Annotated in this window: 10 protein-coding genes; 1 reads left to right on the forward strand and 9 read right to left on the reverse strand. The window is 71.7% G+C overall.

Annotated elements, in window-relative coordinates; translation table 11 throughout:
* Positions 1-191: 191 nt before the first annotated feature.
* From GVV76_RS05915 to GVV76_RS05945, 7 genes are all read right to left on the reverse strand, one after another.
* On the reverse strand, positions 192-2,213 hold the full coding sequence (locus tag GVV76_RS05915; RefSeq protein WP_159625705.1) for an ATP-binding cassette domain-containing protein: 2,022 nt from the start codon (positions 2,211-2,213) through the stop codon (positions 192-194).
* Positions 2,210-3,004, reverse strand: coding sequence for a molybdate ABC transporter substrate-binding protein (modA, locus tag GVV76_RS05920; RefSeq protein ID WP_159524201.1), 795 nt, complete (start codon positions 3,002-3,004; stop codon positions 2,210-2,212). Before modA ends, GVV76_RS05915 begins: the two co-directional genes overlap by 4 nt.
* A gap of 8 nt (positions 3,005-3,012) precedes the next feature.
* The gene (gene narI, locus GVV76_RS05925; protein ID WP_159524202.1) at positions 3,013-3,804 is read right to left on the reverse strand and encodes a respiratory nitrate reductase subunit gamma; all 792 of its coding nucleotides are present in this window, start codon (positions 3,802-3,804) and stop codon (positions 3,013-3,015) included.
* A gap of 2 nt (positions 3,805-3,806) precedes the next feature.
* A complete protein-coding gene (narJ, locus tag GVV76_RS05930) occupies positions 3,807-4,574 on the reverse strand; it encodes a nitrate reductase molybdenum cofactor assembly chaperone (protein WP_159625707.1) in 768 nt (255 codons plus the stop codon).
* The gene (gene narH, locus GVV76_RS05935) at positions 4,571-6,256 is read right to left on the reverse strand and encodes a nitrate reductase subunit beta (protein WP_159524204.1); all 1,686 of its coding nucleotides are present in this window, start codon (positions 6,254-6,256) and stop codon (positions 4,571-4,573) included. Before narH ends, narJ begins: the two co-directional genes overlap by 4 nt.
* Complete coding sequence (locus GVV76_RS05940; protein WP_235905490.1) at positions 6,256-9,996, reverse strand: nitrate reductase subunit alpha; 3,741 nt, start codon at positions 9,994-9,996, stop codon at positions 6,256-6,258. The genes narH and GVV76_RS05940 overlap by 1 nt, the downstream gene beginning before the upstream one ends.
* Positions 9,997-10,185: 189 nt before the next feature.
* Entirely contained in the window at positions 10,186-11,511 is a 1,326-nt protein-coding gene (locus GVV76_RS05945) for an MFS transporter (protein WP_159524206.1), read from the reverse strand.
* A gap of 425 nt (positions 11,512-11,936) precedes the next feature.
* On the opposite strand from GVV76_RS05945, the gene GVV76_RS05950 reads away from it, so the two are divergent.
* Positions 11,937-12,431 (forward strand): MogA/MoaB family molybdenum cofactor biosynthesis protein, encoded by a 495-nt coding sequence (locus GVV76_RS05950; protein ID WP_201292209.1) that lies wholly within the window; start codon positions 11,937-11,939, stop codon positions 12,429-12,431.
* Between the two features lie 56 nt (positions 12,432-12,487).
* On the opposite strand, the gene mobA is transcribed toward GVV76_RS05950, so the two are convergent.
* On the reverse strand, positions 12,488-13,111 hold the full coding sequence (mobA, locus tag GVV76_RS05955; protein WP_159625711.1) for a molybdenum cofactor guanylyltransferase: 624 nt from the start codon (positions 13,109-13,111) through the stop codon (positions 12,488-12,490).
* Positions 13,108-13,596 carry a cyclic pyranopterin monophosphate synthase MoaC gene (moaC, locus tag GVV76_RS05960; protein ID WP_159524209.1) on the reverse strand — a complete coding sequence of 163 codons (489 nt, stop codon included), beginning with the start codon at positions 13,594-13,596 and terminating at the stop codon, positions 13,108-13,110. The genes mobA and moaC overlap by 4 nt, the downstream gene beginning before the upstream one ends.
* Between the last annotated feature and the right edge of the window lie 12 nt (positions 13,597-13,608).

The raw sequence follows: 13,608 nt of genomic DNA on the forward strand, positions 1-13,608 counted from the left end.
CCCGCCGCCGGGCGTGAGGGCCGGTGGGGGAGGGGAAAAATGGCGAGATTTGAGGATTGCTCGGGCAATTGATCACCTGGAACGGACCGCGCACTCTCGCCTACCCGCTCTGACCAGCGCCATTATTTAATGTGGCATGGCGTCAGAAAAAGGAATCCTCAAACCGCGCCACGGCGGCCGCTGCGGGCGGATCAGCCGCGCGGGACGATGCGGACCTCGACGGCCTTGATGACGGCGATGAGCTCGCGGTCGGGGGCGATGCCGAGTTGGGCGACCGCGCCCGCCGTCACCGAGGCGGCCAGGCGGCATCCTCCGCTCTCCAGGCCCACCGACACCAGGGCTCCCGAGCGCTCCACCGTGCGCACCACGGCCGGCAGGGCGTTGCGCGGCGAGCCCGAGGGGGGCTCTTCATAGAGGGCCACGGCCTCCGGCGGGATGAGCGCGGACGCGGGCTCGCCCTCCCTGACCTCCTGGCCCGGGCGCCCGTGGATGACCAGCCCGGCTCCCAGGTTGACGCGGGGGTCCTCCCGGCCGCCCGCGGCGGTGCCCATGAGGATGGACGTGCCGGTCAAACGCGCGGTGAAGTCACTGCCCGGAGCCGATAGCACTTGCGCCGCCTCTCCGCGCTCGACCACTCGCCCCGCCTCCAGGACGACGACGTCGTCAGCTAAGGAGGCGATATCGAGCACGTCATGGGTGACGAGCAGGACCGTCAGGCCCTCCTCGCTCGCCCGCCGGGTCACGAGGGAACGCATCTCCTGGCGGGCCCCCACATCGAGGGCCGCCATGGGTTCATCGAGGATGAGTGCGCGAGGGGAGGTCGCCAGCGCCCTGGCCAGGGCCACCCGTGCGGCCTGCCCGCCGGAGAGCGCGCCTCCGGATCGACCGGCGAGATGCTCGGCGCCGACGGCCGCCAGCTCGGAGCGGGCCCGCCGCCGCGAGGCCCGGCGCCCCAGGCCCTGGCAGCGCGGCCCGAAGGCGACGTTGTCCAGCACGGACATATGCGCGAACACCCCCGGCTCCTGGGAGAGCAGGGCGATACCGCGCCGGCCCGCGGGCACGAAGCCCTCGGGGCCGTCGAGCACGCGCTCCCCGAGCCGGGCCTCGCCGCCGGTGGCGTCGAGGAGCCCCGCCGCCACGAGGCAGGCCGTGGACTTCCCCGAGCCATTGGGGCCGATGAGGGCCAGTCGGCGCCCGGCCCCGATCTCCAGGGATACCGACACGTCGCGCTCGGTAGAGGTGAAGGAAAGCGTCAGCGGCAGGCCGCGCGCGTTCCGCTGAGCGAGCGCCGGGCCCGGCGGGGCGGGCACCGGGCCCGGCGGGGCGGGCACCGGGCCCGGCGGGAGCGCTGAGGCGCGCTCAGCGCCCGAAGGCGCGGGGCGGGGCCGCCCCTGGAGCAGGGCCCCCCACGGCAGCGTCGTCGCCCCCACGATGAGGAAGGACGCGGTGATCAGGACGACGGCGAGCGCCAGCGCGGTGGCTGTGTCCTCCTCCCGCTGGAGGTAGATGGCCAGGGGCATCGTGCGCGTCACCCCCTCCTTCGAGCCCGCGAAGGCGATGGTGGCCCCGAACTCGCCGAGGCCGCGCCCCAGCGCCAGCGCCGTCCCCCGCGCCAGCGCCGGCCCGACCATCGGCAGGGTGATGCGGAGGAGCATCCTCCACGGCCCGGCGCCGAGCGCGCGGGCGATCATTTCCGCCCGCTCATCGCGTGAGCGCAGCGCTGCCTCGAGCGTGACCACCAGGAAGGGCATGGCGACGAAGACCTGCGCGATGACCACCGCCGTCGTCGAGAAGGCGATGCGCAGCCCCCAGGCATCCAGGACCCCTCCCAGCACCCCCTTCCTCCCCAGGGTGGCCAGCAGCGCGATCCCCGCCACGACCGGCGGCATCGTCATCGGCAGGACGGCGAGGACCCGCGCCAGGCGCACCCCGCGCCACTGCCGGGACAGCAGCAGCGCCAGCGGCGCCCCGAGCACCACGCAGATGGCCGTCGAGGCCAGGCAGGTGCGCAGGGACAGGCTCAGAGCGGCCGTGGCGGAGGGGGAGGACAGCAACTCGGGCAGACGGCCCCAGGCGACCCTGGTCCCCATGCCCGCCAGGGGCAGGATGATGAGCGCCGCCCCGGCCAGCCCGAGGAGCAGCACCGTCAGGGGCAGCGGGGCCCGGGCGGCCCGGGAGCGGCGCGGGAGCAGGGCCGCCCGGGCGCCTGTCATTGGCCGGGGGCGCCGAAGCCGCGCGCCGCGAGGATCGCCTGGCCCTCGCCTCCGCGCACGAAATCGACGAATGCCTGGGCGGCAGCCGGGTTGGTGGTTGAGGAGGCCACTGCCAGAGGGTAGTGGTTGACGACCCCGCCGTCGGGGATCGTGACCTCGTCCGACGCGTCCCCGGAGGCCGCGGCGTCGGTCCTGTAGACGATGCCGGCATCGGCCTCGCCCGACTCCACCTTGGCGCGCACGTCGGTCACCTTCTGCTCCTCGGAGGAGGGGGACAGGGCCACACCCAGGGCCTTCTCAAGCCTGGCCGTGGCGTTGCCGCAGGGCACGGCCGCGGCGCAGACGACGAGGTCCTTGCCATCCAGTGAGGAGTCTAGGCCGGTGATGCCCCCGGGGTTGCCCGGCGGGACGATGAGGGTGAGCCGGTTGGTGGCGAACTCGGACGCGCCAGTCACGAGGGACTGCTCGGCGGCTGAGGCCATCGACCTCTCGTCGGCGGTGGCCAGGACGTCGGCCTGCGCGCCGTTGGCGAGATTGGCGACGAGGTCCTGGGAGCCCTGGAAGTCGTAGGTGATCGTCAGGCCGGGGTTCTTCTTGGTGAACTCGGTCCGGATCTCCTCGAAGGACTCCTTGAGGGAGGCCGCGGCGAAGACGGTTAGGGCCCCGGAGACCTGGCCGGGGGCCGGGGCTGACGGGGACGAGGCCCCGGAGCACGCCGCCAGCGCGCAGGCGGGCGCGAGGAGGAGCGCGATGAGGGCCGCGCGGCTTGGGAGGTGATCGCGGTGGCGCATTGGTCCTCCTACGCCCCTTGGGAGGCGGTGACGTCGTCGGGGCCCTGGTTGCCGGTGCCCTGCGTGCTCACCGGGTCCCAGCCGCGCCTGGGGGCGATGACCGAGGCGCGCGGAGCGCGGGAGCGGTACACCACGTAGGGCCGGGTCATGTAGCCCACGGGCGCCGAGACGACGTGGACCAGCCGGGTGAAGGGCCAGATCGCGAAGAGCAGCAGGCCGGCCACGATGTGCAGCTTGAAGACCATCGGCACGTCCACCATGAGGGCCGGCTCGGGGCTCAGCAGGAAGATCGAGCGGAACCAGGGACTGATCGTCTCGCGGTAGTCGTAGCCGTGCTCGCCGCCGAAGAGCTGGGTGGTGATGGTGGCGCACGCCCCCAGGAGGATCGGGATGAGCAGCATGACGTACATGACCACGTCGTTGCGCGTGGTCGCCAGGCGCACGGACTTGACCACGATGCGCCGGTAGAGCAGGCCCGCCAGCCCGACGATCGTCATCACCCCGGCGAGGGTCCCGGGGATGACCGCCATGAGGTGGTAGACGTGCTCGGGGATGCCCGCGGCAGTGGTGAGGGACTTGGGGATCACGAGCCCCATGAAGTGCCCGAGTGCCACGAAGAGCACCCCGAAGTGGAACAAGGGGGAGGACCAGCGCAGGATCCGGTTCTCATTCCACTGCGAGGAGCGGGAGGTCCAGCCGTACTGGTCGGTGCGCCACCGCCACCACAGGCCGACGGCCAGGAGGAAGAAGGCGGCGTAGGGCAGGCCGACCCACAGGACGTAGTGCTCGAAGGTGCTCATGCTCACTCCTGGACTGGGGCGACGCCGAGGACGGCCTCGCTCTGGAACTTCTGGAAGGGGCCCGCGACGGGCATCGAGACGGGCACTGAGGGGAAGGGCAGGACCTCGGTGACGCCCACGGTCTCCGTGGGGGGCCCTGCCGCGACGAGTCGGCGGATCCGCTCCGCGGTGGCCCCGTCCAGTGGCGCCAGGGTCATGCAGACCGCCTCGACGAGGCTGGCGTAGGGGGAGCCGATGTCCGTCAGGGCGCTGCGCAGCACCTCGATGCCCTCGCGATGCGAGGCGAGCAGGGCGTCGGCGATCTCGTCGCCGTGCTCGGCGCTGCGCGCGGAGAGCTCCAGGACCACCGGGAGGTAGTCGGGGAGCTCGTCGCTGACCATCTCGTAACCGGAGGCGGCCAGGGCCTGCTTGAAGGCCACGAGGGCGGCCCCGCGCTGGCGCGTGTCACCCACCGCGTAGTAGGTGAGGTACAGGCAGCAGCGCCGGCGCCGGTCGAAGACGTCCACGTAGTGCTCCGCCAGGGCGCGCTCACCGAGCCGGCGGGCCTCCGACACGAAGCCGGCCAGGCGCTCCCGCACGGCACCGGGCACGCCCTCCAGCGCCTCCTCGACGGCGTCCAGGCGCCTGCCCAGTTCCCCCTCCAAGGGGTAGTCCAGGAGGAGCGAGGCGCACATGTGCGCCGCGGCCCGCTGGGAGGCGGTCATCTCGACCGCCTCCAGGGGCTCCAGCGCCCGAGGGGGGCGCACGAACAGGGCGCCGGGCGCGCTCATCGAGGCGCCTCCCCGAGGCGCTCGACCACCGGGACCGGGCGGGTGTCGTCGTCCTCCAAGGGCATGCCGATCATGGGCATGCCGGGGTGGTTCGCCGCGCCCTGGGAGTCCGGCCCCGCCGCGGGCACGGGGGAGCGGCGGATGGTCGGCAGGGGCAGGGAGACGGGGCCGTTGCCCGCCTGGCCGTGGAAGCCCGAGGCGTCGGAGTGGCAGGCCGACGGCGCGCCGTCGCCCAGCAGCATGCGCACGTCCTCGCCCATGGCCGCCATGCCGCGGGGGATCTCCGGCTTGGCGGTGGGGATGACGTAGCGGTCGTCGTAGTTGGCGACGCCCAGCAGCTCGTACATGCTCCTCAGGGCGTCTCCGGTCATGCCGACGGCGGCGGCGATCTCCTCATTGGGCTCCTCTCCCACGCGGATGTCGCGCATGTAGGAGCGCATGGCGGCCAGGCGCCGTAGGACCCTCTCGACGACGTCGGTGTCGCCCGCCGTGAACAGGCCCGCCAGGTACTCCAGCGGGATGCGCATCTCGGAGACGGCGGTCAGCAGCACCCTGTGGTTCTCCCCGTCCAGGCCCGCGGCCACGGCCTCGTCGACGATCGGCGAGAGTGGCGGGATGTACCAGACCATCGGCAGGGTGCGGTACTCGGGGTGGATCGGCAGGGCCACCTGGTAGGTGGAGATGAGGTCCCACACCGGCGACTGCTGAGCCGCGGTGATCCAGGTCTCCGGGACGCCCTCGGCGCGGGCGCCCTTGATGACCTGCGGGTCATGGGGGTCCAGGAGGATGTCGCGCTGAGCCATGTAGAGATCGCGGGGGTCCTCGACGGCGGCCGCCTGGGAGACGCGGTCGGCGTCGTAGAGGAGGACTCCCAGGTAGCGCAGGCGCCCCACGCAGGTCTCGGAGCACACGGTCGGCATGCCGATCTCCAGGCGCGGGTAGCACAGGGTGCACTTCTCGGCCTTGCCGGAGGCGTGGTTGAAGTAGACCTTCTTGTAGGGGCAGGACGAGACGCACATGCGCCAACCACGGCAGGCGTCCTGGTCCACCAGCACGATGCCGTCCTCGGCGCGCTTGTACATGGCCCCGCTCGGGCAGGCCGACACGCAGGTGGGGTTGAGGCAGTGCTCACAGATGCGCGGGAGGTAGAACATGAATGTGCGGTCGATCTCGGTGGAGACGCGCTCGTTCATCCGCGCGAGCACCGGGTCCTCGGCCATGGTCTCCATTGAGCCGCCCAGGTTGTCATCCCAGTTGGGCCCCCAGGAGATCGTGGGCATGTACTCGCCGGTCAGTTGGGACTTGGCGCGGGCCACCGGCAGCGCGGGGGAGTCCTTGGGGGCCGACAGGAGCTTGTCGTACTCGTAGGTCCACGGCTCGTAGTAGTCCTCGACCACCGGCATGTCCGGGTTGGCGAAGATCGTGGCGAGCTTGCGCAGGCGCCCGCCGGAGCGGGGCTTGAGCCGCCCGCCGGGGGTGCGCACCCACCCGCCCTTCCAGCGCTCCTGGTCCTCCCAGGCGCGCGGGTAGCCGACGCCCGGACGTGTCTCCACGTTGTTGAACCACATGTACTCGGTGCCCTCGCGGTTCGTCCAGGCCTGCTTGCAGGTCACGGAACAGGTGTGGCAGCCGATGCACTTGTCCAGGTTCATCACCATGGCGATCTGTGCCATGACCTTCATCAGAACGTAACCTCCTGGTTGGTCCGACGGCGGATCAGGGTGACCTCGTCGCGGTTGTTGCCCGTGGGGCCGATGTAGTTGAACGCGTAGGTGAACTGGCCGTAGCCGCCGGTGAAGTGGCTGGGCTTGAGGATGATGCGGGTGAGCGAGTTGTGCGTCCCCCCGCGCCGCCCCGAGCGCTCGGTCAGCGGGGTGTTCATAGTGCGGTCCTGGGCGTGGTGCATGAGGACCATGCCCTCGGGCACGCGGTGTGAGACGTTGGCCCGGGCCGCCACGATGCCGTTGCGGTTGTAGGCCTCCACCCACTCGTTGTCCCGCACCCCGATCTTCTCGGCGTCGGCGGGGCTCATCCACACCTGCTGGCCGCCTCGGCCCAGCGTGAGCATGTGGAGGTTGTCGTAGTACTGGGAGTGGATCGACCACTTGTTGTGCGCGGTGATGTAGCGCACCGCCACCTCGACGGCGCCCTCCTCCGAGGGGCCCACGTGACCCACGGGCTTCTCCCCGTACAGGGCGGTGAAGTCCAGTGGGGGTCGGTACTGGGGGAGGGACTCGCCCATGTCGATCATCCAGTCGTGATCGAGGTAGTAGTGCATGCGGCCGGTGACCGTGTGCCAGGGCTTGTCGTGCTCGACGTTGACGCAGAAGGCGGTGTAGCGGCGCCCCCCGTGCTCAGATCCGGACCACTCCGGGGTCGTGATGACGCCGACGGGCGCGTCCTGGGTCTGGCGGAAGGTGACCTGCTTGCCGGCCTCCTCCTGGCTCAGCTCGATGAGGTCGGTGCCGGTGCGCTTGGACAGGGTCGCCCAGCCCTGAGTGGCCAGGCGCCCGTTGGTGGCCCCCGACATGTGCATGACGCCGTCGCCGGCGCGGATGGGGGTGTCCACGAGGGGGCGGCCCTGCGCCGCGCCCTCGCCAGTGCCGTGGGCGGCGGCCAGGGCGCCCATCTCCTTGTCCGGGATGAGCATGATGCCCTTGGCGGGGATGCCGACCTTGTCCGCCAGCGGGCCCAGGGCGTTGAACTTGTTGAGGATCTGGGTGTAGTCGCGCTCCACGGGCACGAGCTTGGGCATGGTCACCCCCGGCACCCAGCCCTCGGGCAGCCCCGAGATGTCCCCGTGGGCCATGGTGAGGGCCTCGGGGGTGTCGTGGTTGATGGGCGCGGCGATGACGTCGGTCTGGGTGCCCAGGTGGGTCGGCGCCCACTGGGAGACCATGCGCGCGAGCTGCTGGTAGATGTCGAAGTCGCTGCGGGCCTCCCACGGCGGGTCGATCGCCATGTTGAAGGAGTGGATGAAGGGGTGCATGTCCGTGGTGGACAGGTCGTACTTCTCGTACCACGTGGCCGCAGGCAGGACGATGTCGGAGTGCAGGGTCGTGGAGGTGTTGCGGAAGTCCGCGGTCCACATGAGATCGAGCTTGCCCTTGGGCGCCTCGCGCCAGGTGACCGAGGCCGGGCGCAGCGCCTCAGGGGTCTCCTGGGCGTTGACGTCGTTGTCGGCGCCGATCATGTGCCGTAGGAAGAACTCGGTGCCCTTGGCGGATGAGCCGAGCAGGTTGGTGCGCCAGTTGGCCAGGATCCTCGGGAAGTTCTCCGGGGCGTCGGGGTCCTCGCAGGCGAAGCGCAGCTCCCCGCTGGTGAGCTGGGAGACCACGTAGTCGGCCTCGCTCATGCCCGCCTCCTTGGCCTGCTGGCCCAGCAGCAGCGGGGAGCGGTTGAAGGTGGGGTAGGAGGGCATCCAGCCGCGCTTCATGGCCTCGACCATGACGTCGGTGGTGGTCTTGCCGGTCAGGGTGCCCGCGCCCAGCGGCGAGGCGACGCGCTCGACCCGGGTGGCGTCGTAGCGCCACTGGCTGGTGGTCAGGTACCAGAAGCCGGTGGAGATCATGTGGCGCGGGGGGCGCGCCCAGTCCAGGGCGAAGGCCCACTGCTGCCATCCTCCGATGGGGCGGACCTTCTCCTGGCCCACGTAGTGGGCCCATCCGCCGCCGTTGACGCCCTGGGTCCCGCACATGGAGGTCAGCGCGAGGATCGCCCGGTAGATCTCGTCGGCGTGGTAGTAGTGGTTGATGCCCGCGCCCATGATGATCTGGGAGCGGCCGCGGGTCTGGGCGGCGTTGGCGGCGAAGTCGCGCGCCGCCCGGATGAGAGCGGGCCCGGAGACGCCGCAGTGCTCGGTGGCCCAGGCGGGCGTGCCGGGCACGGTGGCGTCCTGGTAGTCGACGGGCCACGCCCCCGGCAGCCCCGGGCGCTCGACGGCGTAGTTGGCCAGGAGGATGTCGTAGACGGTGGTCACCAGCGTGCCGTCGGCCAGCCGGGTGGCGGGCACGCCCCGGTGGATGATGCCGCCGCCCACGGTGCCGGTGGGCGTGGCCGAGGCGGGCAGGTCGAAGCGGGGCAGGAGCAGCTCGGTGGGTTCGACCCGCGCGCCGGCGCCCTCCAACTCCTCGATGCTCATGACCGGGTCGACGCCGTCCATGCGCAGGTTCCAGTGGCCGAGCCCCTCATCGGTGAAGCGGTCGGCTAGGGTGCCGCGCGGGTCGGCCGGGCCGCTGGCGCGGTCCCACACCAGGGGGCGGAACTCGTTCTTCGGCATGCCCTCGGCCACCCCCGGCACCCGGTCCGCGGTGAGGAAGCGCCCGGGAATCATGCCGGTGCCGTCGGGGGCTCGCACGAGCTCGACGAGGAAGGGGGCGTCGGTGCACTTCCTCATGTAGTCCAGGAAGTAGGGGGTGCGCGCCCCGACGTGGAACTCCTTGAGGATGACGTGTCCCATGGCCATGGCGGCGGCGCCGTCGGTGCCGGGGGCCACGCGCAGCCACTGGTCGGCGAACTTCGTGTTGTCGGTGTAGTCGGGGGAGACCGCCACGACCTTCGTGCCGTGGTAGCGGGCCTCGGTCATGAAGTGCGCGTCGGGCGTGCGGGTCAGGGGGATGTTGGAGCCCCACATGATGAGGAACTCGGAGTTGTACCAGTCGCCGGCCTCGGGCACGTCCGTCTGGTCCCCGAAGACCTGGGGGGAGGCGGGCGGCAGGTCCGCGTACCAGTCGTAGAAGGACAGCATGGCGCCGCCGATGAGCTCGTGGAAGCGGGCGCCCGCCCCGTAGGAGATCATGGACATGGCGGGGATGACGGAGAAGCCGGCGCAGCGGTCCGGTCCCCAGGTCCGGATCGTGTGGACGTAGGCGGCGGCGATAATCTCCATGGCGTCGTCCCAGCCGACCCTGACCATCCCGCCCTTGCCGCGGGCCGACTTGTAGGCCCGGGCGGTCTCGGGGGTGTCGGTGATCTCGGCCCAGGCGGCGACGGCGTCGCCCCCGTTGCGCTCCTTGGCGTCGCGGAAGGCGTCGAGCAGGACGGAGCGCACGTAGGGGTAGCGGATGCGCGTGGGGGAGTAGGTGTACCAGGAGAAGGCCGCGCCGCGCGGGCAGCCGCGGGGCTCGTAGTCCGGCATGTCCGCCGGGGTGGCCGGGTAGTTGGTGATCTGCTTCTCCCAGGTGATGACGCCGTCGGTGACGTAGACCTCCCAGGCGCATGAGCCGGTGCAGTTCACGCCGTGGGTGGAGTGGACCATCTTGTCGTGGCTCCACCGGTGCCGGTAGAAGGCGTCGGCCTCCCGTCCGCCCTCGAGGAAGAGCCTGCGCGCGTCGTTGGAGGCCTTGCCTCGGCGCAGGTAGGAGCCGAGGCCGTACAGGGACGCGCCGGGCTCTGCCACCGCTGCCGCATCCTCGGAGATCATCGGGGCGCTCGGCTGGGCGAGGTGCCTCGGGTCTGCTGGACTGGTCATCTGGAGTCCTTCAGTGAGAGTGGGTGGAGTGGTGGGCGGAGGTGGGGCGGCGGCACGGTTGGCTCGGTTGGCTTGGCCGGCTTGGCTACCCGATGCGGCCCCGTCACCGCGGATGGCTCCGGGTGGCGGGGCCGGTGGTGATCAGCCCGGGCGCTTGGCGTTCGGGCGCGCGTAGCGGATCCAGCAGATGACGGCGCACAGAGCGCAGTAGGCGGCGCAGGCGAAGAAGAAGGTCGAGGCCGGCATGGCGGCCAGCGCCACGCCGACGAGGAAGGGGCCCAGCGAGGCGACGGCGGCGGTGAAGCCGATGGCGCCGCCGGCCTGGCGTTTGGGCATGATCATGGGCATCTGCTTGAAGGTGGCGGCGTTGCCGACGCCCGCGAAGAAGAACATGGCCAGCAGGCCGGCCATGAAGACCTTGAAGTCCCCGACGGAGTCGACCATGGTCAGCTGCCAGCCGCAGAACCCGAGGGTCGCCGCCATGCCGATCGCGGAGACGAAGGTCCAGATGGCGCCGCCGAAGCGGTCGCACAGCGGGCCCCAGGCGAAGCGCAGCAGCGAGCCGATGAAGGTGCCCAGGAAGGCGTAGCTGGCGCCCTTGGGCAGGCCGGTGAGGCCGGCGTCGGCCAGGGCGGAGGCGGCGCCGTAGTTGTTGTTGATGATAAGGGCCGTCTGGGCGGCGAATCCGGAGAAGATGCCGAAGGTCATGATGTACAGGACCGTCATGAGCCAGGTGTCGATGTTGCCGAAGATGTCCAACTGCTCCTTGACGTTCGCCTTGACCGGCACGTCCTTGAGGTAGATGAAGGCGAGGAGGGCGGCCAGGACGGACCAGGGCAGGAAGAAGACGGTCGCGTTGACCACCATGGGGGCGCCCGCGGAGTGGCGCTCCACCCAGGTCAGGCCGAACAGGGAGGTGGACATGAGGAAGGGCGCGGCGAGCTGGATGATGCCCGCGCCGATGTTGCCCAGGCCACCCTGGAGGCCCAGGGCGGTGCCGGACAGGCGCTTGGGGAAGAAGAAGCCGGTGGAGGGCATGTAGCCGGAGAACGTGGCGGCGCCGACGCCGCAGGTGAAGGCCAGGCCGAGGAGGACCCCGTAGGAGGTGGAGGGGTTCTGGACGGCGGAGAACCAGCCGAGCATCGGCAGCAGGTAGAGCAGGGAGGAGATGCCGATCATCTTGCGCGTGCCGATGGTGGCCGGCAGGAACATGTAGATCAGTCGCAGGAGGCCGCAGGACAGGCCGGGCATCGAGGTCAGCCAGTAGAGCTGGTTCTTGCTCAGCGCGAAGCCGATCTCGTTGAGGCGCGGGGCGATGGCGCTCGGCAGGAACCAGACCGTGAAGCCGAGCATGAGGGAGAAGGTGGTGATGGCCAGGGTGCGCCAGGCGATGGACGAGGACCAGTTCTCGGGCTCCTCGGGGTTCCATCCGGTGAGGGTCCGGCCGGTGGTGTCGAGCGTGGGCAAGATGTCTCCTGGGAGGTGGGCGGCGTCGTCGTCGCCGAGCGCGCGCCGCGGTTGTTCACGGCGAGCGCGCATGGCGAGCGGCCCCGCGTGGGGCGTCCGTCCATGATGCCCGAAATACGCCGGAGAGTCCCGGTGTAAAGGGAAAGGCACTGGCGAGCCGGGCGAAGAGGGGCGCCCCCCGAAGCGGTGCCTCGCCCCTTAAGGTTACGGGCGAGTCACGTAATCCCCGTCTCCCCCTCCCGAGACCGGTCGAAAACAGGAGCGAGACCGGTCGAAAACAGCGTCGAGACCGGTCCTGGCGCCGTTACCGTGGGGCCATGAGCACTCCGACGCCCCCAGTTCCCGCCGCCAGCGCCGCCAGCGCCACAGCGCGCCCCGACCCGGCGCCGGCCGACGAGCCCATCGCTCAGAAGCGCCTCGCCCCCATGACCGGCACCGTGCGCGGTGCGGTCATCACTGTCTCCGACCGCTGCGCGAGCGGCTCCCGCCCCGACGAGTCCGGCCCCCTCGCCCAGCGCCTCCTGGCCGAGCACGGCGTCGTCGTCGAGGCGGTCCGCCTCATCCCCGACGGCGCCCAGGAGGTCCGCGCCGCCATCGAGGAGGCCATTGCCGACGGCGCCCGCGTCATCCTGACCACCGGCGGCACCGGCGTCACCCCCAGGGACCTGACTCCCGAGGGCACCGCGCCGCTCCTGGTCGCGCGCCTGGAGGGTATCGAGGCCCAGATTCGCTCCCACGGCCTGACCAAGACGCCGCTCGCGGGCCTGTCCCGGGGCTACGTGGGGGTCACCTCGCGCGACGCCGACGGCGCCCTCGTCGTCAACGCCCCCGGCTCCAAGGGCGGGGTTAAGGACTCGATCACCGTGGTGGGGCCGCTCATCCCGCATGTGCTGGAGCAGCTCGGCGGCGGGGATCACTGAGGCCGGATCCGCTGAGCCGGGACCCGCGCGGACCGGTGAGGCCGGGCGCTCCGGCCTTATCCCCGCCAGGCGCGCACCTGCTCCCAGGTGTCGAGGTCCCGGGCGGCGCCGGCTGTGCCGGTCACCTCCTGCACGCGCAGCGCCCCCAGCGCCCGGCGCACGGCGAAATCCCGCAGCGCTCGGCCCCCCGGCGCCACCGCCCCGCGCAGCGCGGGGGTCCTGTAGACGCCGAGCAGATACTGCGTGTGATCCCCGTCCCGGGCGCAGGCGCCGTCTACCCCCGCGCCGGCCCGCTTGGCCAGAAGTGCCCCCAGGAGCGCGGGCAGGGCGGCCGGGGCCCCGGGCGCGTCACAGGTCAGCACGGCCGTCACGGGCGCGGCCCCAACCGGCCCGCCGCCCGCGGCCAGGGCCTCGAGTCCGGCGGCGATCCCCGCCACCGGCCCTCCCAGCGGCGGGTCCTCCAGGGCCCGCAGCACCCCCGCGGGCAGTGCCACCTCCCCGGGGGCGACGACGACGGTCCGCCCCGGGGGGATCCCACCGCTGGCGCGCAGGGCGCCGATCCCCTCCAGGACGTGGTCGAGCAGGCGCCGACCGGCCAGGAGCACATCCGGCTTCGAGACCCCGCCCAGGCGCCGGGCGGTCCCTCCCGCGAGGACGACGGCGTCAAGCGCGCCGGTCATTCCGGTCGCGCCCAGTCCCCGCTGCGACCACCGGACTTCGCGGTGACGCGGGCGTCGGTGAGCATGACGTCGCGGTCGACGCCCTTGACCATGTCCACCACCGCCAGGCCGGCCACGGTCACGGCGGTGAGCGCCTCCATCTCCACCCCCGTGCGGTCCGCGGTGCGCACGGTGGCGCGGATCTCCACGCCGTCGTCGACGATCCTCAGGTCCACGCTCGCCCCGTGCACGCCGATGACATGCGCCAGCGGCAGCAGCTCGGGGACGCGCTTGGCGGCGGCGATGCCGGCGATGCGCGCCACGGCCAGCACATCGCCCTTGGGGACGGTCCCCGCGCGCAGCGCCTCCACGATCGCCGGCGAGCAGCGCACGGTGGCCGCGGCGCTGGCCGAGCGCGTGGTGGGGGCCTTCCCCGTGACGTCGACCATGCGGGCGGCGCCCGAGGAATCCAGGTGGGTCAGTCGGATGGGGGCGGGATCGGCCATATCGGGCTCCTT

This window comes from Actinomyces sp. zg296, assembly GCF_009829695.1.
GTDB classification, from domain to species: Bacteria; Actinomycetota; Actinomycetes; order Actinomycetales; family Actinomycetaceae; genus Actinomyces; species Actinomyces marmotae.